The 24,766-nt window shown below is 66.9% G+C and carries 28 protein-coding genes; 8 read left to right on the forward strand and 20 right to left on the reverse strand.

The window, feature by feature from the left end:
- Position 1 precedes the first annotated feature (1 nt).
- The 5 genes from rpmD to rpsH form a co-directional block, all read right to left on the reverse strand.
- Positions 2-181, reverse strand: a complete 180-nt coding sequence (gene rpmD / locus NS3_RS17545) for a 50S ribosomal protein L30 (protein WP_014349110.1) — start codon at positions 179-181, stop codon at positions 2-4.
- Positions 182-841 (reverse strand): 30S ribosomal protein S5, encoded by a 660-nt coding sequence (gene rpsE / locus NS3_RS17550; RefSeq protein WP_067861004.1) that lies wholly within the window; start codon positions 839-841, stop codon positions 182-184. It lies immediately after the preceding gene.
- 70 nt (positions 842-911) lie between these two features.
- Complete coding sequence (rplR, locus tag NS3_RS17555) at positions 912-1,331, reverse strand: 50S ribosomal protein L18 (protein WP_067861116.1); 420 nt, start codon at positions 1,329-1,331, stop codon at positions 912-914.
- Positions 1,332-1,333: 2 nt separating this feature from the next.
- Complete coding sequence (rplF, locus tag NS3_RS17560) at positions 1,334-1,873, reverse strand: 50S ribosomal protein L6 (RefSeq protein WP_067861006.1); 540 nt, start codon at positions 1,871-1,873, stop codon at positions 1,334-1,336.
- A 14-nt stretch (positions 1,874-1,887) separates the two neighbouring features.
- Complete coding sequence (gene rpsH, locus NS3_RS17565) at positions 1,888-2,286, reverse strand: 30S ribosomal protein S8 (RefSeq protein WP_040794535.1); 399 nt, start codon at positions 2,284-2,286, stop codon at positions 1,888-1,890.
- 289 nt (positions 2,287-2,575) lie between these two features.
- Here rpsH and NS3_RS17570 point away from each other — a divergent pair, with 289 nt between their 5' ends.
- The 3 genes from NS3_RS17570 to NS3_RS17580 all read left to right on the forward strand — a co-directional run bounded on the left by NS3_RS17570 (position 2,576) and on the right by NS3_RS17580 (position 4,722).
- Positions 2,576-3,436: an alpha/beta fold hydrolase gene (locus tag NS3_RS17570; RefSeq protein ID WP_218018253.1), complete on the forward strand. Its 861-nt coding sequence runs from the start codon at positions 2,576-2,578 to the stop codon at positions 3,434-3,436.
- On the forward strand, positions 3,429-3,998 hold the full coding sequence (locus NS3_RS17575; protein ID WP_067861010.1) for a TetR/AcrR family transcriptional regulator: 570 nt from the start codon (positions 3,429-3,431) through the stop codon (positions 3,996-3,998). The genes NS3_RS17570 and NS3_RS17575 overlap by 8 nt, the downstream gene beginning before the upstream one ends.
- Before the next feature lie 70 nt (positions 3,999-4,068).
- Positions 4,069-4,722: a Uma2 family endonuclease gene (locus tag NS3_RS17580; protein ID WP_067861012.1), complete on the forward strand. Its 654-nt coding sequence runs from the start codon at positions 4,069-4,071 to the stop codon at positions 4,720-4,722.
- A 13-nt stretch (positions 4,723-4,735) separates the two neighbouring features.
- Here NS3_RS17580 and NS3_RS17585 read toward each other — a convergent pair whose 3' ends face one another.
- From NS3_RS17585 to NS3_RS17595, 3 genes are all read right to left on the reverse strand, one after another.
- Positions 4,736-6,637, reverse strand: coding sequence for a vWA domain-containing protein (locus tag NS3_RS17585; protein ID WP_067861014.1), 1,902 nt, complete (start codon positions 6,635-6,637; stop codon positions 4,736-4,738).
- A 166-nt stretch (positions 6,638-6,803) separates the two neighbouring features.
- Positions 6,804-8,720: a VWA domain-containing protein gene (locus NS3_RS17590; protein WP_067861016.1), complete on the reverse strand. Its 1,917-nt coding sequence runs from the start codon at positions 8,718-8,720 to the stop codon at positions 6,804-6,806.
- Between the two features lie 182 nt (positions 8,721-8,902).
- Positions 8,903-10,813, reverse strand: coding sequence for a vWA domain-containing protein (locus tag NS3_RS17595; RefSeq protein ID WP_067861018.1), 1,911 nt, complete (start codon positions 10,811-10,813; stop codon positions 8,903-8,905).
- 206 nt (positions 10,814-11,019) lie between these two features.
- Between NS3_RS17595 and NS3_RS17600 the strand changes: the two genes are divergently transcribed.
- Positions 11,020-12,543 carry a hypothetical protein gene (locus tag NS3_RS17600; protein WP_245649672.1) on the forward strand — a complete coding sequence of 508 codons (1,524 nt, stop codon included), beginning with the start codon at positions 11,020-11,022 and terminating at the stop codon, positions 12,541-12,543.
- A gap of 70 nt (positions 12,544-12,613) precedes the next feature.
- On the opposite strand, the gene NS3_RS17605 is transcribed toward NS3_RS17600, so the two are convergent.
- Complete coding sequence (locus tag NS3_RS17605) at positions 12,614-13,897, reverse strand: ArsB/NhaD family transporter (RefSeq protein ID WP_067861020.1); 1,284 nt, start codon at positions 13,895-13,897, stop codon at positions 12,614-12,616.
- Between the two features lie 314 nt (positions 13,898-14,211).
- Here NS3_RS17605 and NS3_RS17610 point away from each other — a divergent pair, with 314 nt between their 5' ends.
- Both NS3_RS17610 and NS3_RS17615 read left to right on the forward strand, forming a co-directional pair.
- A complete protein-coding gene (locus NS3_RS17610; RefSeq protein WP_067861022.1) occupies positions 14,212-14,775 on the forward strand; it encodes a DUF4352 domain-containing protein in 564 nt (187 codons plus the stop codon).
- Positions 14,776-14,944: 169 nt separating this feature from the next.
- Positions 14,945-15,289 (forward strand): DUF2834 domain-containing protein, encoded by a 345-nt coding sequence (locus NS3_RS17615; RefSeq protein ID WP_067861025.1) that lies wholly within the window; start codon positions 14,945-14,947, stop codon positions 15,287-15,289.
- A gap of 17 nt (positions 15,290-15,306) precedes the next feature.
- On the opposite strand, the gene NS3_RS17620 is transcribed toward NS3_RS17615, so the two are convergent.
- The 11 genes from NS3_RS17620 to NS3_RS17670 form a co-directional block, all read right to left on the reverse strand.
- The gene (locus tag NS3_RS17620) at positions 15,307-15,723 is read right to left on the reverse strand and encodes a hypothetical protein (RefSeq protein WP_067861027.1); all 417 of its coding nucleotides are present in this window, start codon (positions 15,721-15,723) and stop codon (positions 15,307-15,309) included.
- Positions 15,724-15,755: 32 nt separating this feature from the next.
- Positions 15,756-16,268, reverse strand: coding sequence for a hypothetical protein (locus NS3_RS29170; RefSeq protein ID WP_157101399.1), 513 nt, complete (start codon positions 16,266-16,268; stop codon positions 15,756-15,758).
- 81 nt (positions 16,269-16,349) lie between these two features.
- Complete coding sequence (locus tag NS3_RS17630) at positions 16,350-16,907, reverse strand: dihydrofolate reductase family protein (protein ID WP_067861031.1); 558 nt, start codon at positions 16,905-16,907, stop codon at positions 16,350-16,352.
- Positions 16,908-17,055: 148 nt separating this feature from the next.
- Positions 17,056-17,709, reverse strand: a complete 654-nt coding sequence (locus NS3_RS17635; RefSeq protein WP_067861120.1) for a Uma2 family endonuclease — start codon at positions 17,707-17,709, stop codon at positions 17,056-17,058.
- Between the two features lie 82 nt (positions 17,710-17,791).
- Entirely contained in the window at positions 17,792-18,112 is a 321-nt protein-coding gene (locus tag NS3_RS17640) for a type II toxin-antitoxin system PemK/MazF family toxin (protein WP_084495701.1), read from the reverse strand.
- Positions 18,109-18,333 (reverse strand): ribbon-helix-helix protein, CopG family, encoded by a 225-nt coding sequence (locus NS3_RS17645; RefSeq protein WP_067861033.1) that lies wholly within the window; start codon positions 18,331-18,333, stop codon positions 18,109-18,111. The genes NS3_RS17640 and NS3_RS17645 overlap by 4 nt, the downstream gene beginning before the upstream one ends.
- Positions 18,334-18,502: 169 nt before the next feature.
- Positions 18,503-18,688, reverse strand: coding sequence for a type Z 30S ribosomal protein S14 (locus NS3_RS17650; RefSeq protein WP_011207308.1), 186 nt, complete (start codon positions 18,686-18,688; stop codon positions 18,503-18,505).
- A 3-nt stretch (positions 18,689-18,691) separates the two neighbouring features.
- Complete coding sequence (rplE, locus tag NS3_RS17655; RefSeq protein ID WP_067861035.1) at positions 18,692-19,255, reverse strand: 50S ribosomal protein L5; 564 nt, start codon at positions 19,253-19,255, stop codon at positions 18,692-18,694.
- A gap of 2 nt (positions 19,256-19,257) precedes the next feature.
- A complete protein-coding gene (gene rplX, locus NS3_RS17660) occupies positions 19,258-19,572 on the reverse strand; it encodes a 50S ribosomal protein L24 (protein ID WP_067861037.1) in 315 nt (104 codons plus the stop codon).
- Position 19,573: 1 nt separating this feature from the next.
- Positions 19,574-19,942: a 50S ribosomal protein L14 gene (gene rplN, locus NS3_RS17665; protein ID WP_067861039.1), complete on the reverse strand. Its 369-nt coding sequence runs from the start codon at positions 19,940-19,942 to the stop codon at positions 19,574-19,576.
- 197 nt (positions 19,943-20,139) lie between these two features.
- Positions 20,140-21,987 carry an ABC transporter ATP-binding protein/permease gene (locus tag NS3_RS17670; protein ID WP_067861041.1) on the reverse strand — a complete coding sequence of 616 codons (1,848 nt, stop codon included), beginning with the start codon at positions 21,985-21,987 and terminating at the stop codon, positions 20,140-20,142.
- A gap of 198 nt (positions 21,988-22,185) precedes the next feature.
- On the opposite strand from NS3_RS17670, the gene NS3_RS17675 reads away from it, so the two are divergent.
- Complete coding sequence (locus NS3_RS17675) at positions 22,186-23,163, forward strand: ABC transporter substrate-binding protein (RefSeq protein ID WP_067861043.1); 978 nt, start codon at positions 22,186-22,188, stop codon at positions 23,161-23,163.
- Positions 23,164-23,202: 39 nt separating this feature from the next.
- Positions 23,203-24,666, forward strand: coding sequence for a nitroreductase family protein (locus NS3_RS17680; RefSeq protein WP_067861045.1), 1,464 nt, complete (start codon positions 23,203-23,205; stop codon positions 24,664-24,666).
- The last annotated feature ends 100 nt before the right edge of the window (positions 24,667-24,766 follow it).

Consider the following 24,766-nt stretch of genomic DNA (forward strand, 5'->3'; position numbering starts at 1 on the left):
GTCAGACCTCCTCAACTGTCACGAGGTGGCGCACGACGTTGATCAGCCCACGGTTCTGGGCGTTGTCCTCACGCACCACCGACTTGCGGATGCCCCGCAGGCCGAGGGTACGCAGGCTGTCCCGCTGATTCTGCTTGGCGCCGATCGAACTCTTGATCTGGGTCACCTTGAGATCTGCCATTTACCTGGCACCTCCAGCCGCCTGAGCGCGTGCACGCAGCATGCCCGCAGGAGCGACGTCCTCGAGCGGCAGACCACGACGGGCCGCCACTTCTTCGGGGCGCTGCAGCATCTTGAGGGCCGCAACGGTCGCGTGCACGACGTTGATGGCGTTGTCGCTGCCGAGCGACTTCGCCAGGATGTCATGGATACCGGCGCACTCCAGCACGGCGCGCGCCGCGCCACCGGCGATCACACCGGTACCGGGCGAGGCCGGACGCAGCATGACCACACCGGCCGCCGCCTCACCCTGAACCGGGTGGGTGATGGTCGAGCCGATCATCGGGACGCGGAAGAAGCCCTTGCGCGCTTCCTCGACACCCTTCTGGATGGCCGCGGGAACTTCCTTGGCCTTGCCGTAGCCGACGCCGACCAGACCGTTGCCGTCGCCGACGATCACCAGGGCGGTGAAGCTGAAGCGACGACCACCCTTCACGACCTTGGAGACGCGGTTGATCGCGACGACGCGCTCGAGCTGGTTCTTCTCGGCCGCGTTGTCCCGACGGTCGCCGCCACCGCGGCGATCGCCGCCACCACGACGGTTGTCGCGGCCGCCCTCGGGGCCGCTGGTGTTCTGTCCGGCGGGTCCGTTGCCGCCGTCACGCCGCTGACGTCCCGGCATCAGACGTTCCTTCCGTTGGTGAAATCGAATCGCGAGCTGTGCTGAATGCTCGCTCCGCAAGCTCCGCTCATCAGAACTTCAACCCGCCTTCACGAGCGGCATCGGCCAGCGCCGCGATGCGGCCGTGGTAGTCGTGACCACCACGGTCGAACACGACGGCGTCGATGCCGGCAGCCTTGGCGCGGGCCGCGATGAGTTCGCCGACCTTCTTGCCCTTGGCGGTCTTGTCGCCGTCGACCGCGCGCACATCGGCCTCGATCGAGGACGCCGACGCGATGGTCTTGCCGACCGAGTCGTCGACCAGCTGCGCGTGCAGGTGCCGCGAGGAGCGGTGCACGATCAGACGGGGACGCTCGGTGGTGCCCGCCACCTTCTTGCGAAGGCGGAAGTGGCGACGCGCCTTGGACAGGCGACGCTTGGTGGCGACGTCCTTGCCCAGCGGAATGCGCTTGGCTTGCTTCTTTTCCTGGCTGGCAGTCGTATTAGCCATGATCACTTACCCGTCTTTCCGACCTTGCGGCGAACAACCTCGCCCGCGTAGCGGATGCCCTTGCCCTTGTACGGGTCGGGCTTGCGCAGGCCGTGGATGACCGCAGAGATCTGACCGACCTTCTGCTTGTCGATTCCGGACACGGAGAACTTGGTGGGCGATTCCACCGCGAAGGTGATGCCTTCCGGCGCCTCGATCGGGACCGGGTGGCTGTAACCCAGGGCGAACTCCAGGTTCGAGCCCTTGGCCGCCACGCGGTAGCCGACGCCGAAGATCTCCATCTTCTTCTCGTAGCCCTTGGTGACACCCTCGATCATGTTGGCGATCAGGGTGCGGGTCAGGCCGTGCAGCGAGCGGTTGCGGCGCTCGTCGTTGGGACGGGTGACCTCGAGCTGGCCGTCCTCGCTCTTGGCGACGGTGATCGGCTCGGCGACGGTGTGCGAGAGGGTGCCCTTGGGCCCCTTCACCGACACGGTCTGGCCGTCGATGCTGAGCTCGACGCCCGCCGGGATTGCGATGGGCTTCTTACCAATACGCGACATTAGTCCTGACTCCCTTACCAGACGTAAGCGAGGACTTCGCCGCCCACGCCGCTCTTGGCCGCCTGCTTGTCGGTGAGCAGTCCCTGCGACGTGGAGATGATCGCCACGCCGAGGCCGCCCAGGACCTTGGGCAAGTTGGTGGATTTCGCGTACACACGCAGACCCGGCTTGGACACCCGGCGCACACCGGCGAGGCTGCGCTCGCGGCTGGGGCCGTACTTGAGGTCGACGATGAGCGTCTTGCCCACCTGCGCGTCCTCGGTCCGGTAGTCGGCGATGTAGCCCTCGCGCTTGAGGATCTCGGCGATGTTCGCCTTGAGCTTCGAGTGCGGAGCCTTCACCTGATCGTGGTACGCCGAGTTGGCGTTGCGCAGACGGGTCAGGAAGTCTGCGATCGGATCGGTCATGGTCATGGTTCGACCTCGACACCTTTCTCGCTGCGGTTCCCATACAGCACCCACGCGCTTACGCACGCGAATGGTGGGCCTACAACAATTCGGCTGGTCCGGCCGGCAAACCTGCCGACCGCTGGGTACTGCCACCGGGCGCCGCCCGCACGAATGCGGACAGATGGGTGCCCAGGCAACCGCTCTAGTGTAGGCAACCCCGCGACCTGGACAAAATCGGGGTCCGCCGAGGTCGCGGCGGGTCCTTTCGGACGGACACTTGCGTCCGTTGGCTAATATCATTAGCCTAATGGCTATGAACATTAACCACACGCCATCCGACACCATGATTCTGGAGGTCGAGGGCGGTCAGCTGGCCTACGACGTGGCGGGCGGCGGCCCGCTGTTCGTGCTGGTGCCGGGAATGGGCGAGAACAGGTCGTCGTTCCGCGCGGTCGCCGACCGCCTCGTCGCCGCCGGTCACCGCGTCGCCGCCATGGACATGCGCGGTCACGGCGAGTCGAGCCTGGGCTGGGACTCCTACACCCGCACCGATGTCGCGGCCGACATCCTGGCCCTGATCAGGCACTTGGGCGGCCCGGCCGTCGTCGTCGGCCACTCGTTCGCCGGCGGCGCCGCCACCATCGCCGCGGCACAGGCGCCCGAGCTGGTCGAGGCCGTCGTCGAGATCGGCCCGTTCACCCGGCGCCAGCAGCCCGACCTGCGCGCCCTGCTGACCGACAGCCGCTACCGCAAAGGCATGCTCCTGCTGGCAGGCGCCGCCGGGCTGCGCAGTGTCGGATTGTGGAAGCGCTACCTCGACCATGCCACCCCGGGAACGAAGCCCGCGGGCTTCGACGAGCGGCTCGCCGCCGCGGACGCCGATCTGCGCCGTCCGGGCCGGATGGCCGTGCTGAGCAAGTTCGGCAGTGCGGCGCCCACGGACGCCGGCGACGAATTGGCCGGTATCGGCTGCCCCGCGTTGGTCCTGATGGGCACCCTCGATCCTGACTGGGCGGATCCGAAGGCCGAAGGCGAAGGCATCGTGTCGGAGATGCCCACCGGGCTCGGCCGCCTCGAAATGGTCGAAGGCGCGGGCCACTACCCGCATGTCCAGTTCCCCGAGCGGGTCGCCGCGAGCATCCTCGCCTTCGTCGCGGACAGCGCCCGTGGCTAGGGCCGCGCTGTCCCCGGCCGCGGTGGTCGAGATCGCGCTGGCGATTCTGGACGAGAGCGGCCCCGAGACGCTGACCCTGTCTTCGGTGGCGGGCAAGGCCGGGGTGGCGACGCCGTCGCTGTACAAGCATGTGCGGAATCTGGCCGAACTGCGCGCGCTGGTTTCGGCGCGCGTCCTCGGCGACATCGCCGACCGGGTGGGCGCCGCGGTGCTCGGCCGTTCCGCCGACGACGCCATCCGGGCGCTGATGACCGCGTGGCGCGAGTACGTGCGGCAGTACCCACACCGCTACGCGGCGGTCGTCCAGCGCCCGGATCCCCTGACCGAAGAGGCAGGCGCCCGCCTGGTCGGCATCGTCACCGCCGCCCTGCGCGCCTACGGCCTGACCGATTCCGCCGCCGTCCACGCGACCCGCTGTCTGCGCTCGTCTGTGCACGGGTTCGTCGTATTGGAGGCCCAGGGCGGGTTCGGGCTGCCGGAGAAACTGGACGAGAGTTACGACCTGCTGATCGGCATGACGATCGCCGGTCTGCGCGCTGATCGACACGAGAATCTCCGGTGAATGCCCGCGCGATCGGCTGCCGCGTATTCGATCCCCCGGATTCCCCGGCGCCCCCGAATACCATGGTGATATGGCACGTCCTGCCCCACAGCGCCCAGACCTCCCGGAACGGATGACCTGGGAGGAACTCGCGCAGCTACCCGAGGAGATCGCGCGCAATATCGAGCTGTGGGACGGCCGTGTCGTGTGGCTGCGACGAGGTCCGGCCGAGCATCAGGAATTCACGAATCTGATGTGGAGCGGACTGCGCCGGTGCGCGCGCGAGGCCATGGCGAAGAATCCGGCGGAATGCAGGCGGGTTCATACCGAGACGAATGTGTTCTTCGGCGCGCACGGCAAGTCGGACTTCGTGACCCCGGACTTCCTCGTCCAGCGCTGCCTGCCCGAGCCGTACCAGGATCTTCGTGCCGCCGACGTTCAGCTCGTCGGCGAAGTCCTGTCCCCAGGTAACAGCCAGACCGACATCGATGCCAAGCGCAGGCGTTACGCCGCGGCAGGCATTCCCTGGTACTGGGAGGTGAAGCTCGAGCGGGAGAAGAGCGCGATCGCCGTGGTCCACGCCTATGCCCTGGAGACCAGGCCCGGTGAGCTGCCCGCCGGAGTCCGGCCACTCCACCCGGCGAACTATCTGCTGGTCGCCGAGTGGTCGCCGAAGGACACCGATGGCATCGTCATCGACTATCCCTTCCCCATCCGCATACCGTGGGCCGAGCTCGAGTTCTGACCGAACGGCGGCATCACCGTAGGCGCGTTCCTCGTCGCCGGATCAGGTACCAGGTGAGGAGAATTGCCGATACGGCGAGGAATCCGCAGGTACCGGCAATCGCGGCGAGCGTCGGGCTGGACGACCGATCCTGCGCCGTCGCTTCGGCCGAGTCACCCTCTGCCGCAGGGGTTTTGCCCACATCTTCGGTTTCGCCGAAGACACCGCCCGCGACGGGGTTCGTGTAAGTCGGTCCCGATTCCGGGTCGCCGGAAACAGTGAGATCAATTGTCACAGTGACCGGCTGGGCGGTCTCGTCATCGCTGCTCGGCCCGACCTTGACCGCGATGTAGTACCAGCCGGCCACGGATTGGGCGGCCCGTTCACGTCGCAGGTCACGGTTAGCGTAGCGGATCGGGATGGTGGCCAGCGGTCCGTCGTCCGGGAGGCGGACGAGTTCCTCGCCGTTGTATCCGCTGCCGTCGTAGCCGATTTCCTCGGCCCACGGCGAGTACAGCTCGGTGCGGATGCTCGATTGCCGGGTGTTCCGCGGGTCCGCCGCCTGTTCGAAGCGCACGCGGTAGGCCAGCCCCTGGCCCCAGTCCAGGTGCACCCGATAGAACACGATCTCGCCGCGCCGCAGCACATCGGTGTACCGGCCGCTGCCGGGCAACTCGGTCGCGACCGTGAACGAACCGCCGCCGACGACCGGCACGGCGGGTCCGGCCGGTTGCACCATCGCCGTCGGTGTCTTGTCCGGTTCCGGTCCGGGATCGGTCACCGCCGATTCGATACCGACCAGCACCTCCAACGGCAAGGTCTGCGGCATCTTCTCCGAAACCATCTTCCACCTCAACGAGAAGTAGTACCTGCCTGCCCCACGGCACATGTCCTCGGAACGACCATGGCGCTCGGGCGGCCGGGTGGCGCCGCGCCACACCTGGGCGACGGTGGCGGTCTGCCCGTCGCGGCTGTGAGTGGCGTACCCGGATTCGAACTCGCCGCAATCCTCGCCGTCGCGACCGTAGACACGGCTGCCCACCGAGTTGTTGTCGGTGATGATCGAGAGGCCGGGTGTCCGGGGATAGGTCACGATGCCGGTGAAGTACACCGTGGCACCCTCCGGCACATCCACGGCGTAGTACTTGGTCTCGTACTGGTCGATGGTGTCCAGGTAGTGGCCGGAGGTGATCACCGGCGCGGAGGTGTGTTCGGGTCCGCCGGTGACGGGCGTGCCGGTCGCCTGGTAACTGCGCAGCGCTGCGGCGGCGACCCTCGGCAGAGCTCGCTCCAAGGCCGGACCGTCGGAGGCATCGGTGTAGGAACCACCTGTCGCGTCCGCCAGACAACTGAGTTGCGCACGCGCCTGCGCGTCGACCGCGAATCCGATGGCATGAACCGTCAGATCAACTCCCGCCGCGTCCAATTCGCGCGCGACTTCACACGGATCGGGCGGGGCGCAGGTGTCCTCGCCATCGGAAACCAGCACGACCGAACGTGGGTCGGAATCCGGGAGAGCCTGCGCCGCCTGCCGCAGGGCAGCACCTACCGGGGTCCACCCCGATGCCTGGATACCGTCGACCGCGCTGATCAGTGCGGCTCGGTCCAATGGTTCCGGCTTGTGCAGAATCTTCACATCCGCACAGCCCGCGGCCTTCTCGGCCTCGTCGTTGCTCGTCCCGGTCCCATAGGCCGCCAGACCCACCCGAGACTGCTCGGGCGCCGACTCGACGAAGGACCGCACCGCGTTCTTCGCCGCGTCCATCATCGTGCCGCTCGGATCAGGCCGAAGCATCGAACCCGACGCGTCCAGCACGATCATTGTCGGGGCATACCGCGTCTGCTCCGGCACGGCGGCGACCGGGGCCGTGCTCAGCAGCACGCCGAGCACACCCGCGATCGCGAACGCGATCGGCCTGCTGTACCTGAACAACATCGCCCACCCCTCCGCGCCGGTCCGCGGGCTCACACGCGCGTGACCGCGAGATCCGGCGAAATACGCACCCCGACAAGGTAGCCCGCGACGCGGCAGAAATATGCCGCCATTTTCCGGGGCCTGCGCTGTCCGCCACCCAGACGGCGAGGGCCGCGCCGACGATCGCTCAGCGCGGCGGCAGCGATGACATCACCTTTCGCCTGCGGATCAGGTACCAGAAGCCCAGCCCGATCAGCACCGCCACGAACCCGCCCGCACCGGCGATCGCGGCGATGACCGGCACGGCGGACCACCCGGCCGACTGATCCTGCCCGGCGGCCACGGGTTCGGGAGCGTCCGAGGAGGCCGGGGATTTGCGCGGTCCGCCGATTTCCCCGAAGATGCCGCTGTCGACCGCCTCCACGTAGGTCGGCCCCGGCTCGGGGTCGCCCGCCACCGTGAGATCGATCGTCACCCGGACCGGGTTCCCGGGGTCGGAACCCGAGACCGATCCGACCTTGACGGCGATGTAGTACCAGCCGGGCAACGCCTGCCTGCGCTGGTCGATATCGCCGTTGCGATTGTCGTAGCGCACCGGCACCGTGGTGATCGGATCGCCCGTGGTGGGCAACACGTCCTCGGTACCGAGGTAGGCCGAGGTGTCCATCTCGAATTCCTCGGCCGGCGGCGAGAACAACGACGTCCGGATGTTCGAGATCTCTCGGTCGTCGACTCCGGAGAAGTGCACGCGGTAGGCCAGACCCTGCCCCCAGTCCAAGCGCACCCGGTAATACACGAGCTCACCGCGCTGCAACACGTCGGTATAGCGGCCGCTGTCAGGAAGAGTGGACGCGACCTTGAACGATCCACCACCGATGACCGGCACGGCCGGACCTGCCGGTTCGACCATCGCCGTCGGTGTGTCGACGTGTTCGGGGCCGGGCTCGCTCACCGCCGGTTCGATGCCGACCAGCACCTCGAATGCCAGCCGCTGCGGGAATTTCTCCGAGGCCGTGGCCCAGGTGAAGGCCAAATAGTACAGGCCACCACCTCGACACTTGTCGCTGGCGCGTCCGTCTCCCTTGACCTCCTCGGCCGCGCCCTCCCACGCTTCGACGATGGTCAGGGCCTCTCCGTTGCTGGACCCGGGCGCCAGTTCGGTGCCGAACTCGAGGCAGTCCTGACCGTCGCGGCCGTAGATTCGTCGCTGCATGGTGTTCAGGTCATCGAGAACGGCGACGCGAGGGACCCGGGGGAAGGGCAGGATGCCGGTGATGTACGCGGTGGCGCCGGCGGGTACATCGACCGCGTACCAGCGGGTTTCGCCCTTGCCGATGGTGTCGAGGTGATGACCGGGGCCGAGCACCGGCGCGGTCGTGTAGTCGGCGCCGCCGGTGATCGGAATGCCGGTCACCTGGTAAGTGCGCAGCGCCGCGGCCGTGACTCGCGGCAGAGTACGCTCCAGCGCGGGACCGTCCGCGGCGTCGGTGTAGGAACCACCTGTCGCGTCCGCCAGACAGCTCAGCTGCGCGCGTGCCTTCTCGTCGACCGCGAAACCGATGGCATGAACCGTCAGGTCGACACCCGCGGAATCCAATTCGCGCGCCACCTCGCACGGATCCGGCGGAGCGCACGTGTCCTCACCATCGGAAACCAGCACCACCGAACGCGGTCCTGAATCCGGAAGTGCTTGCGCGGCTTGCCGCAACGCCACACCCACCGGCGTCCATCCCGACGCCTGAATCCCGTCGACCGCGCTGATCAGCGCAGCCCGATCCAACGGTTCGGCTTCGTGCAGGATCTTCACATCCGAACAGCCCGCCGCCTTGTCGATGTCGGCATTGCTCGTGCCGGTGCCGTAAGCCGCCAATCCCACCCTGGACTGCTCGGGCGCCGACTCGACGAACGAACGCACCGCGTTCTTCGCCGCATCCATCATCGTGCCGCTCGGATCAGGCCGAAGCATCGAACCCGACGCGTCGAGCACGATCATCGTCGGCGCGTACTGCGCCTCCTCCGGGCGGGCGGCGACCGGCGCCGCGACCGCCATGGAGCCGAGCAGCACCGCGCACAGGATCGCCATCGGACGGTCGTACCTGATCAAGCCGCCTCCCCTCTCGCACCGGTCGCACCTGCGGATCATTTCCCTAACAGGGGTCCGGCGAAATGACGACAAGGCCAACGTAACCCGCACCGAATCGCGAGAGATGCCACCAATTCAGGGGGGGCGCCCGGGCAGGTCGACATCCACCGAGCGGCGCCCTCGCGCCGGCGTCGGTGTCCGTCTCAGCGAGGCGGCAACGGCGAACCCGCGCCACGCCTGCGGATCAGGTACCACACGCCCGCGCCGATCAGCACCGCGACGAATGCACCCGCGCCGAGAACCGCGGCGACGATCGGCAAGGCCGACGACTCGCCGGGCTGATCCTGTGCCACGGGCGCAGGATCGTCCGGCGCGGCGGACGGTGCGCGAGGTCCGCCGGTTTCACCGAAAACCCCGCTGTCGATTGCGTTCATGTAGGTCGGTCCCGGCTCGGGGTCGCCCGCCACCGTGAGGTCGATCGTCACCGTGACCGGGCTACCGGCCCGTAGCCCCGAGTTCACTCCGACCTTGACCGCGATGTAATACCAGCCGGCCACCGACTGCTTGCGCAGGTCGAAATCGCCGGTGCGATTGTCGTAGCGGACCGGCGCCGTGCTGATCGGGTCGCCGCTGCGCGGCAGAGAATCCTCTTCACCGAGGAAGGCCGTGGTGTGCATCGCCAAATCCTCGGCCAACGGCGAATACAGCTCGGTGCGGATGTTCGACGTTCCTCCATCGGTTCCGGAGAAGTGCACGCGATAGGCCAGGCCCTGTCCCCAGTCCAGTCGCACCCGATAGAACACGATCTCACCGCGGCGCAACACATCGGTGTACCGGCCGCTGCCGGGCAGCGTAGGCGCCGCCGTGAAGGAACCGCCGCCGACGACCGGCACAGCCGGACCGGCCGGTTCGACCATCGCCGTCGGCGTATCCGTGTGCTCGGGGCCGGGATCGATCACCTCCGGCTCGATGCCGATCAACACTTCGAACGGCAAACGCTGTGGCATCTTCTCCGAAGTCTTTTCCCAGGTGAAAGCGAAGTAGTACAGGCCGCCGCCCCGGCAGTTGTCAGCGGCACGACCGTCACCCTTGACCTCCTCGGTGGCGCCGCGCCATGCCTTGACAATGGTGAGAGTCTCGCCGTCGCTCGAGGACGTGGACAGGGCGCTGTCGAACTCGTGGCAGTCGTGGCCGTCACGACCGTAGATGCGGCGCTGCACGGAGTTGAAGTCGTCGAGGATGGAGACGCCGGAAACGCGCGGGAAAGAAATGATGCCGGTGGTGTAGGCGGTGGCGCCGGCCGGTACATCGACCGCGTACCAGCGGGTTTCGCCCTTTCCGATCGTATCCAGGTGATGACCGGGATCCAGTACCGGCGCGGTCGTGTAGTCGGTGCCACCGGTGACGGGAAGGCCGGTCACCTGGTAGCTACGCAGCGCGGCGGCAGTGACCCTCGGTAGCGTCCGCTCCAGCGCCGGACCGTCCGCGGCGTCGGTGTAGGAACCACCCGTCGCGTCCGCCAGACAGCTCAGCTGCGCGCGTGCCTTCTCGTCGACCGCGAAACCGATGGCGTGCACGGCCAAATCGACGCCGCCCGCCTCCAATTCGCGAGCAACCTCACAGGGATCGGGCGGTGCGCAGGTGTCCTCGCCATCGGAGACCAGGACCACCGCACGGGGGCCGGAATCCGGAAGCACCTGGGCGGCTTGCCGCAGGGCCACACCTACCGGAGTCCAGCCCGACGCTCGGATACCGTCGACCGCACCGACCAGAGCCGCCCGGTCCAACGGTTCGGGCTCGTGCAGGATCTTCACATCCGAACAGCCCGCGAGCTTGTCCGCCTCGTCATTGCTCGTCCCGGTCCCATAAGCCGCCAACCCCACTCGCGACTGCTCGGGTGCGGATTCGACGAACGAACGCACGGCGTTCTTCGCCGCATCCATCATCGTGCCGCTCGGATCCGACCGCAGCATCGAACCCGATGCGTCCAGCACGATCATCGTCGGCGCGTACTGCGTCTGCTCCGGGACCGCGGCGACCGGGACCGCGGCGAGCACGACGCCGAGCGCCCCCGCGATGAGCGCCGATACCGCCCTGCCGTACTTGCGCAACATTCACGATCCCCCGTCGCACTCGGTTTCTCCCCGCACCCTACGGGCACTGCCTGCGAAATCTCCATGGGCCGACGCCATCACCCCCTCGAGCACCCCTCTGATCAGCGGATTCGTTCGCGACAGACGGCAGTTGTCCCCTCCGGCAGCGCATCGACCACCGATATGGCACACTCGGCGAGCACGCGGGCGGATCGCCGCGTCGGAAGGTGAAGCAAGAGTTGAAGATCGCGATGGAGCTGAGCGCGATCGAGCGCCAGGTGGCGGTGGATCGCAGCGCGGCCAGAGATCGCACGGCCGAGAGCGAGCTGCGGTTGGCGGCTTCGCTGTGTGAGCTGGCCAAGGCGCTGGTCGAGACCAGGACCAACGGCGCGCCGCGGGATCGCACATCCGAGGCGATCGCCCCGGCTCAGGAGTCCGTCGGCATCCGGTTGCACTGGCTGATGAACGGCTACGTCACCGCCCAGCACGCCGGGGCCGTGCAGGAAGCGCTGCGCGTGTTCGAGACCGTCACCCGCCAGACCGGTCATCGCGAGCTGGCGGTCAACACCATCCGCAACGCCTGCCACACCTACCGTGAAGTGGCCCAGAACTACCCGAACGTGGCGGGCACCTGCGCCGACGGTCTCGGCAAGTGCGGGGTGTGGCTGGGCAGGCTCGATCAGGACGCCGCCGTCGCCGCCACCGTGGACGCCGCCCGCATCCGGGCCGAGCTGGCCGCCGCCAACCCGGAGCTGGCGGGCAAGTACCTGGCCAGCCTGAGCACACTGCTGCGCACCCTGATGGTCGGTCGCTCACGCAAGCAGGCGATCTCGATGTACCGGGAGCGGTATTCGGCGTTCACCCCGATGAGTCTGCAGATCCGGTTGCGCGCCTGCGGTATTCGCGATCTGGATCTGACACCGAAGTCACTGGCCGCGCTGACCGAGCTGGAGTGCCGCACTCTCGAGGCGGCGGGCCGGTTGACCCAGCAGCAGATCCTGCGCAAGACCTCCGGCGATCTGTCGACCGTCGAGGAGATCAACTGGCGGCTCGCGCTGGTCGGTCTGCGACCGCTGGTCCCCGGCTCCGATCCCGAGCCGCCGTCCATGCCCGTCGAGATCGGCCCGACCTTCGGCGCGCTCGGCGTGCGCTGCACCGACCGCGACGCCATCGACCAGATCAAGGCGGCGATCGTGGCCGCCTACGCGATGGACGACGCGCGGCCGGTGGACTCGAGCACCTACCGCGCGGAATCCGAATCGTTCTGGGGAATCGGCGAAGCCGAGATCAACCGCGCCACCGCGCTCGGCGACGACATCGTCCTCATCGAGATGTCCTACGGCGGCTGGGTCACGGTGATGAGCCTGAACTGGGAACTCGCCCCGGTCGGCATGCATCCGCTGGCGCTGCGGCTGTCCACGCAGTGGCCGGTGATCAGCGTCTGCGCCACCGACAACACCACCTACGAACTGTGCCGCTACGACCAGGGCAAGCCCATCCAGTACGCCGCGCTCGGCCGGGTGCCCGGCGGCGGCACGACCGAGCCGCTCGGCCCGCTGGATTTCGAATGGCTGGCCACCTACGGCGCGCATTTCGCCACCGAGAACAAGCTGCGGGTGGCCTTCGGCAACACCCAGAGCTTCGCCAACCTCACCTATCTGCCCAGCAACGGCCTGCGCCAGATCCGCAAGACCATGCCGCTCATCGACCACGACCACGTGCTGTTCTTCCGCACCGATCCCGCGAACTGAACTCTGCGCCAGGCGCATTCACCGCCGATGCGACGCTACGGGGCAGGCACGCCCTCGGAGTGAGCGGCGCTCAGAAGTATCGCGCCCACAGATAGCCGAACGCCAGCAATGTCGAGGCCGCGGTGACCACCACGCCGTATCTGGTGAACTGCCAGAACGTGATCGGGTGCCCCGCCCGCCGCGCGATCCCGAGCGCGACCACATTGGCCCCCGCCGCGACGGCCGTGCCGTTGCCGGAGAACCCCGCGCCGAAGGCGAACGACCACCACAGCGCCTGCCCGGTGTGGTGGTCGGGCGTCTGCGCGACCAGTTCCTCCACCACCGGCGCGACGGTCGTCGTGTAGGGGATGTTGTCGATGAACGCCCCGGCCACCGCGGACCCGAACACCAGCGCCGCCGAGGCCGCGAGCGGGCTGTCCCCCACCACCGCGACCGCCGCCGACGCCAGCCGATCGACGACGCCGGTGTGGATCAGTCCCGCCACCATCACGAACAACCCCATGAAGAACACCAGCGTGCCCCACTCCACCTCGCGCAGGATCTCGTCGATGTCGAGATCGGCGACCAGCATCATCACTCCGGCGCCGATCAGCGCGACGATCGACGGCGCGATGTCGACCACGGTGTGCGACGCGAACCCGATCACCACGCCGGTCAGCACGGCCAGCGCCCGCCACAGCAGCCCCGGGTCGGTGATCGCCGCCCGCTCGTCCAGCGTCAGCACCGCCTCCACATCGCGCGCGGGCCTGCTCAGTGGCCCGCGGAACAGCACCCTGGTGCACACCACGAACAACACGAAGATGACGGCCACCGCGGGCGCCATGTGGATGAGGAAGTCGTTGAAGCTCAGGCCGGCGCGACTGCCGATGATGATGTTGGGCGGATCGCCGACCAGCGTCGCCGCCCCGCCGATATTGGCGGCCAGCACCTCGGCGATCAGGAAGGGCTGCGCGGGCAGATCCAGCTGATCGCAGACCACGATGGTCACCGGCGCGACCAGCAGGATGATGGTGACGTTGTCGAGAACCGGCGAGGCGATCGCGGTGATGGTCATCAGCATCACCATCAACCGGAACGGATCGCCGCGCGAATGTTTGGCCGCCCAGATCGCCAGGTAGTCGAACAGGCCGGTCTGCTTGACCACGCCGACGATCACCATCATCCCGAGCAACAGGAAGATGACGTTCCAGTCGATACCGATGTGCGGGTCGAAGAAGATGGCGTCGCTGGGGATCAGCCCGAGCACGGCCATCAGGCCCGCAGCGGACAGCACCACCTTGATCTTGTCGAACCGTTCGATGGCGATGCACCCGAACGCGATCGCGAAGATGACCACCGCCAGGACCTGGTTCACGACAGCCGCCGCCTCGGGCCGCCGCCGCGCGCGCTCACGGCCGTTTCATGCTCGCGATCGCCGCTCATGACGCCGCACCCGGCCGCTGACCGACCTCAGTCGCCGGGTCCGTCGGTGCGGTCGATACCCATCCTCATACGCTCCTCCGCTGTCCGCGGATACCGATGATCTCCAGTCTCCCGCCGCACCGGGCGAGACGCTATAGCGATCAAAACTTGTGTCCGCGCCCATAAGTACGGTTACAGTGCTGTCGCGGCCGACCCGCAGAGACAGGGGGGCCGTGTCGTTACCGCTACAACAGTGAGAAACGTGTGATGAAGCCGCGCAACACAGTTCCCGGAGCCCTGCGAAGAACCGACGGCAGGCTTTCCGCCCGGCTCCTACCCACCTGGATCGTGCTCGTGCTGGGCGCGGTGTGCCTGCTGAGCGCAGGCTGCGGCGGCGACTCGAGCGCCGGATCCGAGCGCAAGGCGACACAGATCCCGGTGCCCGCCCGCAGCACCCTGCCGGTCCGTGACGGCCAGTTCGAATTCATCGTCGCGAGCATCGAGTCCGGTATCCCCACGATCGGCGGCCCTTCCTCCGGACGAGACGCGGACGGGCAATTCGCCGTCGTCCACGTCCAGGTCACCAACACCGGCGACACCCGAAGCGTCTTCGACTACTCCTACCAGGAACTCCTCGACGACAAGGACGCCACCTACGCCCCCGACCTCGTCGGCAACATGTCGCTCAACGGCGAATTCCGCCACGAGTACGGCCCCGGCGCGGCCACCACCATCCAGCTGGCCTTCGACATCACCGAGGACGCGACCCCGGCGACCCTCGTCTTGCGCTCTTCCGAGGGCTCCCCCGGCGCCCGCATCGACCTCTCCTGACCGGTCGCCCTGCTGCCGTGATCTGCTGGTACATCCATGCGGGGGCTACCGATCCGACAGCCATGACTCTCCTCGCGAATTCCGTCGCTCCGGCCACTGCCCGTGCCAAGGTTTCAGGCATTGCGCTCTCAGCTGCCCACGCACCGCCGAACCGAACGGAGACCATACGATGCCTACCCCCGCCTGGCGCGAACGCGCACTGCTGGTCATCTTCCTGACCGCCTTCATCGGCCAGAACGCCATCGCCATCCCCTATGTGCAGAAGAACGGTCCGCGGTCGGTCGCCGACTTCTTCGTCGGCGACATCCTCCGGACGACGCCTGGCCGCTTCGCGATGACCGACCTCGGGTTCGTCGTCATCGGCTTCCACACCTGGGCCTTCGGCGAGGCCAAACGCCTGGGCATCCTCCGGTGGTGGGCAGCCTCGATGGTGCTCACCTTCGGTGTCGGCATCGCGACGGCGATCCCGTTCTTCTTCCTCGCCAGAGAGCGCGCGCTGACACGGGCGGTTTGAATCCCGACTCAGAGCGCTCAGACAGCCGATCCATCCGGTTGCCATGCCCGAGTCGGAAATTCGACATATTCGCGCCCGGGCACCCTGGAGCTCAACGCTCCGTTCTCGTAGTCGATCGTGTATCGAATGACCGGTTCACCGAAAGGCTCGATCGGCACCGACAGAAGAATGCCCGAGGTGATAATCGAACGCAGCGGCGCTTGGATATCAGCCATGGAGAAGGGATCGTCACGTGGAATCATGAGCGTGACGCCGAGGCCGAGGCCGACGAGAATACCGTCTTCGGTTCGAGTGAGCGTGAACGGAGATCCTGAAATCCGCGGAATGGCGGCGAGGATTTTCGTTTCCTTGTCCAAGAGGAAAACCCCTTCCCTTACGAACTCGGCCGAGAGCCATGAATGCAGATCCTCCATTACCCGACCGAAATCGTCCATCCTGGCTCTCTCCTACTCGTTAACGGCGACCGTCAGCACTCCACGCGCGACTCGGGCCCGTATCCATTCTGATAGTTCTTATAGGTCTTTCCGTCTACAGTCAGGAAACCTTCGGCGATGCCGATGTACACGCCTGGGACACATGGGGTTCCGTTCTGGGACATCACAGTGTACTTCTTGCCTGCTGTCGGGTGGTGCACGGTGCGTTGCACGACACTGCTGTCGACCTTCGTCCAGGTCGAGCCTTCGAGCTTCGCGAAATAGATGAAGACATCGGCGCGGTCCACGTCCCCCTCGCATACCAGAGATCCCTTGACATCCATCAGCCCAGGCGAGCCCTTCGATTGGTGTACATTGTGGACTTTGACATCGCAACTTCCGGCGCCGGCATTTGCCGTACCCGGACTCGCCAAAATGGTCCAGCCGAGTGCTGCAACCAAAATGGCGAACGAGAACAGAATTGCGCATGATCGTGCCGCAGCAACGGCAGGCCGGAAAAGACTGGTTCGCATAATTCCCCCCGAATTAATCCCCTGTTTGTCCACAGCCGACGAGAAGAGTCTACTTCACGACGCCAGTCGGGACGTGACCAATGTATCCAGCGCGGTTCTGCCGGTCAAGGCATTTCAGAGATCGCTGGTGTAGACCAGGTTGAGCACGCCGGTGCCGAAGGTCTGCGACGACAGCAACCGCAGCGGCAGGGTGGGGCCACCGTCTTCGAACAGCCGCTCGCCCTTGCCGACGACGATGGGATGCACCAGCAGGTGCAGTTCGTCCAGCAGTCCGGCGGCCAGCAGTTGCCGGACCACCGACACCGACCCACTCATGGCGATGTCGCCGCCGGGCTCGTTCTTCAGCGCGGTCACCGCCTCGATCAGCTCGCCGCCGATGACCTCGGAGTTACGCCAGTGGGACTCGAGGTTCTGTCGGGTGACCACGATCTTGCGAGCATCGCCGAGCTTCGCGGCGAACGCGGCATCGTCGCCGCCCGCCGCCTCCCGCTCGGGCCACGCGCCCGCGAAACTGTCGTAGGTCTTGCGTCCCAGCAGCAGCGTGTCGGCAGTGCCGAGCTGGGCGTCCACCGCGGCCCCCATGTCATCGTCGAAATAGGGGAAGTGCCAGTCCTGCGGATCCTCGACCACGCCGTCGACCGCAATGAACAAGCCCGCGGTGATCTTCCGCATCGTCTACTCCTCTGTCGGTGAATCGCTGTCGGAAGTTCAGACGGAGCGAGCGATAGGGATTCATCGGTGCCGGGAACGCACTATACGGCTGCGGCCGTGCCTGCCCTTCGCCTCTGGGGAGAGGGCTGACGGAATCCGCTGCGCGGGTTCAGAACTCGAGTTCCGACCAAGGGATGTGGATCGGGAACGGCACATCGAGGGCGATCCCGGCCGAGGCTCCCGCTGCCCATTTGCCGACCAGCAGATAGTTGGCCGGATACAGCGGACGCACGCCCGCGGGCAGCCGCCCGTGCGTGGTCTCCAACGCGTAGGCGTGGACATAGCGGATGGCGCTGCGCTCTCGATCCAACGCCACCTCCCAGTACCAGGGGATGCCGGCCTTCGCGTAGCGCGCCTTCTTGTCCTCGATATCGGTCTGGGTGTTCGACGGCGAAAGCACCTCCCCCGCGATCAGAACATCCTTGGCGCGAATGTCCTGGTAAGGAACGACGGGGCACCGGTAGACCAGGAAGTCCGGTGTCACGAAGTCGGATTTTCCGGTTTCACCGAAGAACACATTCGTCTCGAAATCCGCACGCCAGCATTCGTCCGGCCGGTGCATCTTCGCTTCCCGAGTGCAACGCTTCAGCGCGGCCGTCAGCGCGAAGGTGAACGCCTGATGCTCCGCGGGTCCCCTCCGCAGCCACACCACTCGCCCTTCCCACAGCTCGATCTGGCTCGCGATCTCATCCGGCAACTGTTCGAGTTCTTCCCAGGTCAAATACTCGGGAAGGTCCGGACGCTCGGACTGCGGACTCGGCATGCCGCAATGGTAGCCCCGCCGCCGAGCAGCGGGAGCGACCTCGATCAGGCCGGAACCGCGCACCTCTTCGATCTCGAACTCGTCAGAACAATCCCAGTTTCAACATCAAACCGCGATCGAGGTCGCGCAACTCCGTCGCGTCCAGGCTGCCTTTGAACTCGCCGAGACGCTCGGGCGCGACTGTGTAGATCTGATCGGTCAGGATTCTGGTTCGCGTCCCGACGAATTCGATCTCAGGCCGGTAGATCGCGGGACCGGCGCTGGTGGAGGTGAGGGCGACGAGGATCGTGCTGGACGGAAATCGATCGGATTGAATGATGACCGCGTACCGGCGACCTTGTTGCTCGTGCCCGCGCGCGCCGGGCATCGCCTTGATTTCGTAGATCGCCCCCCGGGAGATCACGCAACGCCCATGAATCGCTGAATCGCCAGCATCTCCGCCTGATCGTCGGCGTCGGCCGCCAACCGATCGGCATCGGCCGCAGCTTGCTCCAGCAGCAACTCTTTATAGGCGCGCAGCAATGCGTACCGCACTGCATCCGAACGGGTCCGGCCGGTGCCTTCGGTCAGCTTCTCGAGCGCGGTCTCCATCGCCTCGTCGGTTCGCACGTTCAGTGTTCCCATACAGCCACTGTAATACATATCGTGATACGCACGGTGGCGTCCAGGCGATCGAACGCGGCCATTTGCCGACGACAGCTCGAATCGCCCATCGACACACGAGGGCACGGACTTGTCGAAAGTCCGTGCCCTCGTGGGATCTTCAGTTGGGGACGCTCAGCCGAGCGTCAGCTCACCAGGAGCTCTTGTGCACGCCGGGCAGCTCGCCCTTGTGCGCCATGTCGCGCAGGCACACGCGGCACAGGCCGAACTTGCGGTAGACCGCGTGCGGCCGACCGCAACGCTGGCAGCGGGTGTAGGCGCGGACCGCGAACTTCGGCTTCCGGTTGGCCTTGTTGACCAGAGCTTTCTTCGCCATGGCTCAGTTCTCCTTGAACGGGAAGCCGAGGTGCTTCAGCAGGGCACGGCCTTCTTCGTTGTTGGTCGCGGTGGTGACCACGGTGATGTCCATACCGCGCGGACGGTCGATGGAGTCCACGTCGATCTCGTGGAACATCGACTGCTCGCTCAGACCGAACGTGTAGTTGCCGTTGCCGTCGAACTGCTTCGGCGACAGACCGCGGAAGTCGCGGATACGGGGCAGCGCGATGGAGACCAGGCGATCCAGGAACTCCCACATGCGGTCGCCGCGCAGGGTGACCTTCGCGCCGATCGGCATGCCCTCACGCAGCTTGAACTGCGCGATGGACTTGGTGGCCTTGCGGACCAGCGGCTTCTGGCCGGTGATGAGGGCCAGGTCCTCGACGGCGCCGTTGATCAGCTTGGCGTCACGGGCGGCGTCGCCGACACCCATGTTCACGACGACCTTCACCACGCCCGGGATCTGCATCACGTTGGCGTAGTCGAACTCGGCGTTCAGCGCGTCCTTGACTTCCTCGCGGTAGCGAACCTTGAGGCGCGGCTGGGTGTTCTCAGTCGTAGTCATGCTCAGATGTCCTTCCCGTTGCGACGGGAGATGCGGACCCGCTTGCCGTTCTCGTCGGTGCGGTAGCCGATGCGGGCCGGCTTGCCGTCGGAGTCGACGACCATCACGTTGGACACGTGGATGGGGGCTTCCTGGGTCACGATGCCGCCGGAAGAGGCGCCGCGCTGGTTGGCCGAGTCCGCGACGTGCTTCTTGATCCGGTTGACGCCCTCGACGAGGACGCGGTTGTCCTGCGGGTAGGCCTGGATGACCTTGCCCTTGGCACCCTTGTCCTTACCCGAGATGACGAGCACGGTGTCGCCCTTGTGCACCTTCATGTCAGAGCACCTCCGGAGCCAGCGAGACGATCTTCATGAACTTCTTGTCGCGCAGCTCGCGGCCCACGGGGCCGAAGATACGAGTGCCGCGCGGATCGTTGTCCGGCTTGATGAGAACGGCGGCGTTCTCGTCGAACTTGATGTAGGAACCGTCCGGACGGCGGCGCTCCTTGACGGTGCGCACGACGACGGCCTTGACCACGTCACCCCGCTTGACGTTGCCGCCGGGGATGGCGTCCTTCACGGTGGCGACGATGATGTCGCCGATACCGGCATAGCGACGCGACGAACCACCGAGAACGCGGATGCAGAGGATTTCCTTCGCACCCGTGTTGTCGGCGACGCGCAGTCGCGACTCCTGCTGAATCACTTCAGCCTCCTTGACCTGGATGTAAAAGCACGCCGGATTTCCGACCCGACGGGCATGGTCGCGCTGCCCCCGGAAACGCGCGCCTACCAGCGGATTTTCACACCACCGGGGGTTCACGGCCGAGTTCGCGGGAAAAGAGCGCCCGCAGGCAACCGGTCAAGTGTATGGGAACGCGCAGGTCGCACCCAAATCGGGGGTCAGCCGATCGGGGCGACCTGCCAGCCGCCCGCCTCGCCCGCGAGTTCCAGGCGCTGGGTGTGGTGCTGGTCGACGGTGCTGCGGTGGGCGACGCTGACCAGGATGGTGTCCGGGACCTCGGTGCGGATCAGGTGATAGAGGGAGTACTCGAGGCCCTCGTCCACCGCGGAGGTGGCCTCGTCGAGAAAGACGACCTTCGGGCGGATCAGCAGGATGCGGGCGAAGGCCAGGCGCTGCTGTTCACCGGGCGAGAGGGTCTTGGCCCAATCGTGCTCGTCGTCGAGCCGGTCGACCAGATGGCCGAGGTGCACCGAGGTCAGCGCGGCGCGCAGGGCGTCGTCGCCGATCTCGTCGGGCCGGGCGGGGTAGGCGACGGCGCTGCGCAGATCGCCCAGCGGCAGATACGGGATCTGCGAGAGGAACAGGGTGTCGTCGCCTTCGGGCCTGCGAACCTCACCGTCCATATAGGGCCACATCTGTGCCAGGGCGCGCAGCAGAGTGGTCTTGCCGCTGCCGGACGGCCCCTTCACGACCAGGGCGTCGCCGGGGGTCAGGCGCAGGGTCAAGTCGTCGATGAGGACCGAGCCGTCGGGTTTGCGCACATCGATCTTGTCGAATTCGACAGCGTCGTCCAGGTCGGTCACCGTCAGCTCGGGCAGGTGACGCGATTCCTCGCTCGCCACCAGCAGACCGTCGAGACGGATCAGCGAGGCGCGCAGGGCCGCGAAGGTGTCGTAGGACTCGCGGAAGAACGACAGCGAGTCGTGGATCTCGCCGAACGCCGTGGCCGTCTGATTGACCCCGCCCAGGGTGACCTCGCCGCTGAAGAAGCGCGGCGCCTGGATGATCCACGGGAAGACCACGGCGGTCTGATTGACACTGAGGTTCCAGCCGTTGAACTTGATGTTGCGGAACACCATCTGCCAGTAGACCTTGATGACCGCGGCGAAGCGAGCGAGCAGGCCGCGCCGCTCCACGTTCTCGCCCTGGTAGAAGGCGACGTTCTCGGCACTGTCGCGCAACCGGACGAGGGCGTAGCGGAAGTTGGCTGTCGCCATCTCGTAGAGGAAGTTCAGACGGATCAGTGGGCGGCCGATCCAGAACGCGATCGCCGTCGACAGCAGCACATAGATGAGGACCAGGAACATCATCGCGCGCGGAATCTCGACACCGAGCAGAGTCAGCGGTCCGGACAGATCCCACAGGATCTTCGTGAACGAGACGACGGTGACGACCGAGCTGACGCCGCCGAGCGCCAGCGTGCGCGAGTACATCACGAAGTTGGTGATGTCGGCCTGGATTCGCTGGTCCGGGTTGTCGATCGTGTTGTCGATGAATCGGGTGCGGTAGTAGGCGCGGTCGCGCAGCCAGTCGGTGGTGACGTGCTCGGTGAGCCATTCACGCCAGCGGATGTCGAAGGCCTCGCCGAGGTAGTAGATCAGCAGCGCGCGGACCACATGGATGGTGGCCAACACGGCGAACAGGATCATCGAGTTCCAGAACGCCGTCTCGGCGGCGTCGAGACCGGCCTGATCATCGGAGGCCAGAGCGCCCGCCCCGTTCTGCAAGGCGGTGAACATGTCGTTGCCCTGGTAGGAGAAAAGCACGTTCATCCGCACCGCGAACACCGTCATGAACAGCAGCAGCGCGATGAAGGCGATGGTCCAGCGCCCCTCGCGACCATAGAAGAAGCCGCCGGTCAGATGCCAGAACTGCCTGCCCCACTTGGTCAGCCACAGCAGCAGAGCGACGATCACGGTGAAAGCGACGGCGGTGATCGTGAAGGCGATGGCCAGCCATTTCAGGGTCGCGACGAGCTCGTTGCCCCAGTCCCTTGACGTTTCCAACCGAGCTCCCCATCCGCGCCGAGCACAAAGTCGGCGAAGTCTAACCCGCGGCGGCAACGCGCGCAGACCGGTGTGTCCGAGGCGTGAAACAGCAGGTGATCATAGGCGCGCGAGTGAAGATAGGTTAGCCTTGCTTCAACCATGGCCGCGGCGTTGCCGGGGCCGTCGCGCGAGTTCTCGTAGAGGAGGGTGCAGGCGATGAGAGCTGTCGACAGAACTCGGTTGTGGGCACGCACCGCGGTCGCCGCGGTGGCGGGCGCGCTCGTGCTCGGTGTCACCGCGTGCGGATCCTCGCAGGACAGCGATTCGGGTGCGGGGATCACGATCACCCACGCCCTCGGCGCGACCGTCGTCGACGGCGTCCCGGCCAAGATCGTCACGCTGGGCGCGCAGTGGCTCGACACCGCTCTCGCGCTCGGCGTCACCCCGGTCGGCTACATCGACAATGTCGCGGTCACCGCGCGCAACGCCTCGCCCTGGCAACCCGAGGGCGCGCTGGCGTCCGCGACCGAGATCAGCACCACCGGCAATGTCGCCGAGCAGGTCGCCGCGCTCGAGCCGGACCTCATCCTGGCCGATCCGTTCATCGCCGATCAGGAGACCTACGACGATCTGAGCAAGATCGCCGCCACCGTGCCCGGACTGTCCGCCTCGATCATCACGCCCTGGCAGGACCAGGTCACCACGCTCGGCGACGTGCTCGGCAAGCAGGACCAGGCGAGCCGGGTCGTGTCCGGTGTCGACGAGAAGATCGCCGCCATCACCGCGGCCAACCCCGGCCTGGCGGGCAAGACCTTCGTCAGCACCTGGCTGGCCGGCCCCTCGCAGCTGATGGTGCTCACCGACCCGAAGGACGGCTCGTCGAAGATGTTCGCCGACCTCGGCATGACCATCCCGCAGAACCTGCAGGACCTGCCCGCCCACCAAGGCCGCGTCACGCTGTCCCCCGAGCGGGTCGACGAGCTGACCGCGGATCTGCTGCTGGCCGGATATTCCCCCGGCATGGACGAGCAGTACCGCGGGCTGCCCGGCTTCGGCGAACTCCCCTCGGTCCGGAAAGGTTCGGTGGTGTTCCTGACCACCCAGGAGATCAGCGCGGTGAATCAGCCCACGGCACTGTCGGTTCCGTACATCCTGGACAAGCTGGACCCGGCGTTCGCCGCAGCGGCACAGTAAGAAGTCAGATCGTTCAGTTCCCCACGCGGAGGTCAGCGGTTGCCCACCGTCACATATTCCGAACAGACCCGATACGCACTCTGTGACGGCGTCACCTTCACCACGACCTCGGCGGGGGCCAGTCTCTATGCCCCGCCCCGCAATGTGGAACTCACCGATCTGGCCGACGGCCAGATCCTCGCCCTGCGCACCTTGAACCAGGGTCCGAAGACGGTCTCGGAGATCGCGGCGCAGGCCGGTGGCGCGGATGTCGCCCCACTCCTCGAGCAGCTCGCCGACGGCGGCTGGCTGGCGGTCACCATCCGCGACGGCGGCCGCGACCTCTACACCATCCGCCCGTTCGACCGCCCCGCGCCGCGACCGACGCATCCGCTGCCCTCGTGGTCGGCGACCCTGTCGAAATTCGCGGTGCTGCACCGGGACTGCGAGGGTTTCGTGCTCGAGCACCCCCGATCGTGGTGCACCTTGCGCATCCACGATCCGCGGCTGCTGGCGCTGCTGGACGGTCTCGGCTCGGCCGACGCCAACATCCCGATCGCCGTGAAGACCCAGTTCGCCGATGATCTGCACTGGTGCGGGTTCCTGGTCGCCGACGACCGGACCGAGGAGCTGGAGGCGGGCACGCGCCGCTGGGGCGCGGCCGACCTGTGGTTCCACCGGCGCAGCACCTCGGGCGCAGGCACCGGCGAGCACCGGTCCGAGTTCGGCGACGGCGGCGCGGAAAGTTCGCGAGTGCCCGTGCGCAGGCCGGGCTATGCGGGCGAGGCGGTGCGGTTGTCCGCGCCCGATCTCAGGGAGCGGCGCGCGTCGGACCCGAGTCTCGCCGCGGTGATGGAGGATCGGATATCCACCCGCGCCTTCGACGACGCCCGGCCGATGACCGTCGAACAACTCGGCGAACTCCTGTACCGCACGGCTCGCAGCCGCGGGAGCGATGCGCGCTCGGCGGCGCGGCCGTATCCGTCGCGGGACGACGCCTACGAGATCGAGCTGTATCCGGTGGTGCGCGATGTCGCCGGCCTGGCGCCAGGGATGTACCACTACGACTCGTTCGAGCACGAGCTGCGCCCGGTCGCACCCGCGGATTCGCTGTCGGTGCGGCGGCTGCTCGATTCGTCGACCAACGCACAGGCGGCAAGCGGCGCCCCGCGCGACGGCGCGCCCTCGGTGAATGGCGCACCGCCCGGCGCAGGCGCTTCCCCCGTCGGAGCCGGAGGACCGCAGGGCACAGCCTCGCCCGCGGGGCAACCGCAGGTGCTGATCGTGCTCTCCGCGCGCGCAGGGCGCGCGTTGGACTCCTACGGACAGGTCGGCTACGCGACGATCCTCCAGCACGTCGGCGCGCTCACCCAGACGCTGTATCTGGCCGGCACCGCGATGGGGCTGGGTATCTGCGCGCAGCCGTTCACCGAACCGGCGGCGTTCGCCGCGGCGACCGGTAACGACGAGCTCGACGAATGCGGCGTGGGCGCGATCGTCGTGGGGACACCCGCGCGCCGGTAGGGTGGCGGTCGACCGGCCTGACGGGGGGCGGTCTGTCGATCAGGGGCGGTTCCGGGCGGGCTCGAACCACGCGCGGCCGGCGCGGCGCCGTGACCACGAA

Origin of the sequence: Nocardia shimofusensis NBRC 100134 (assembly GCF_001613125.1) — a bacterium.
GTDB lineage: Bacteria > Actinomycetota > Actinomycetes > Mycobacteriales > Mycobacteriaceae > Nocardia > Nocardia shimofusensis.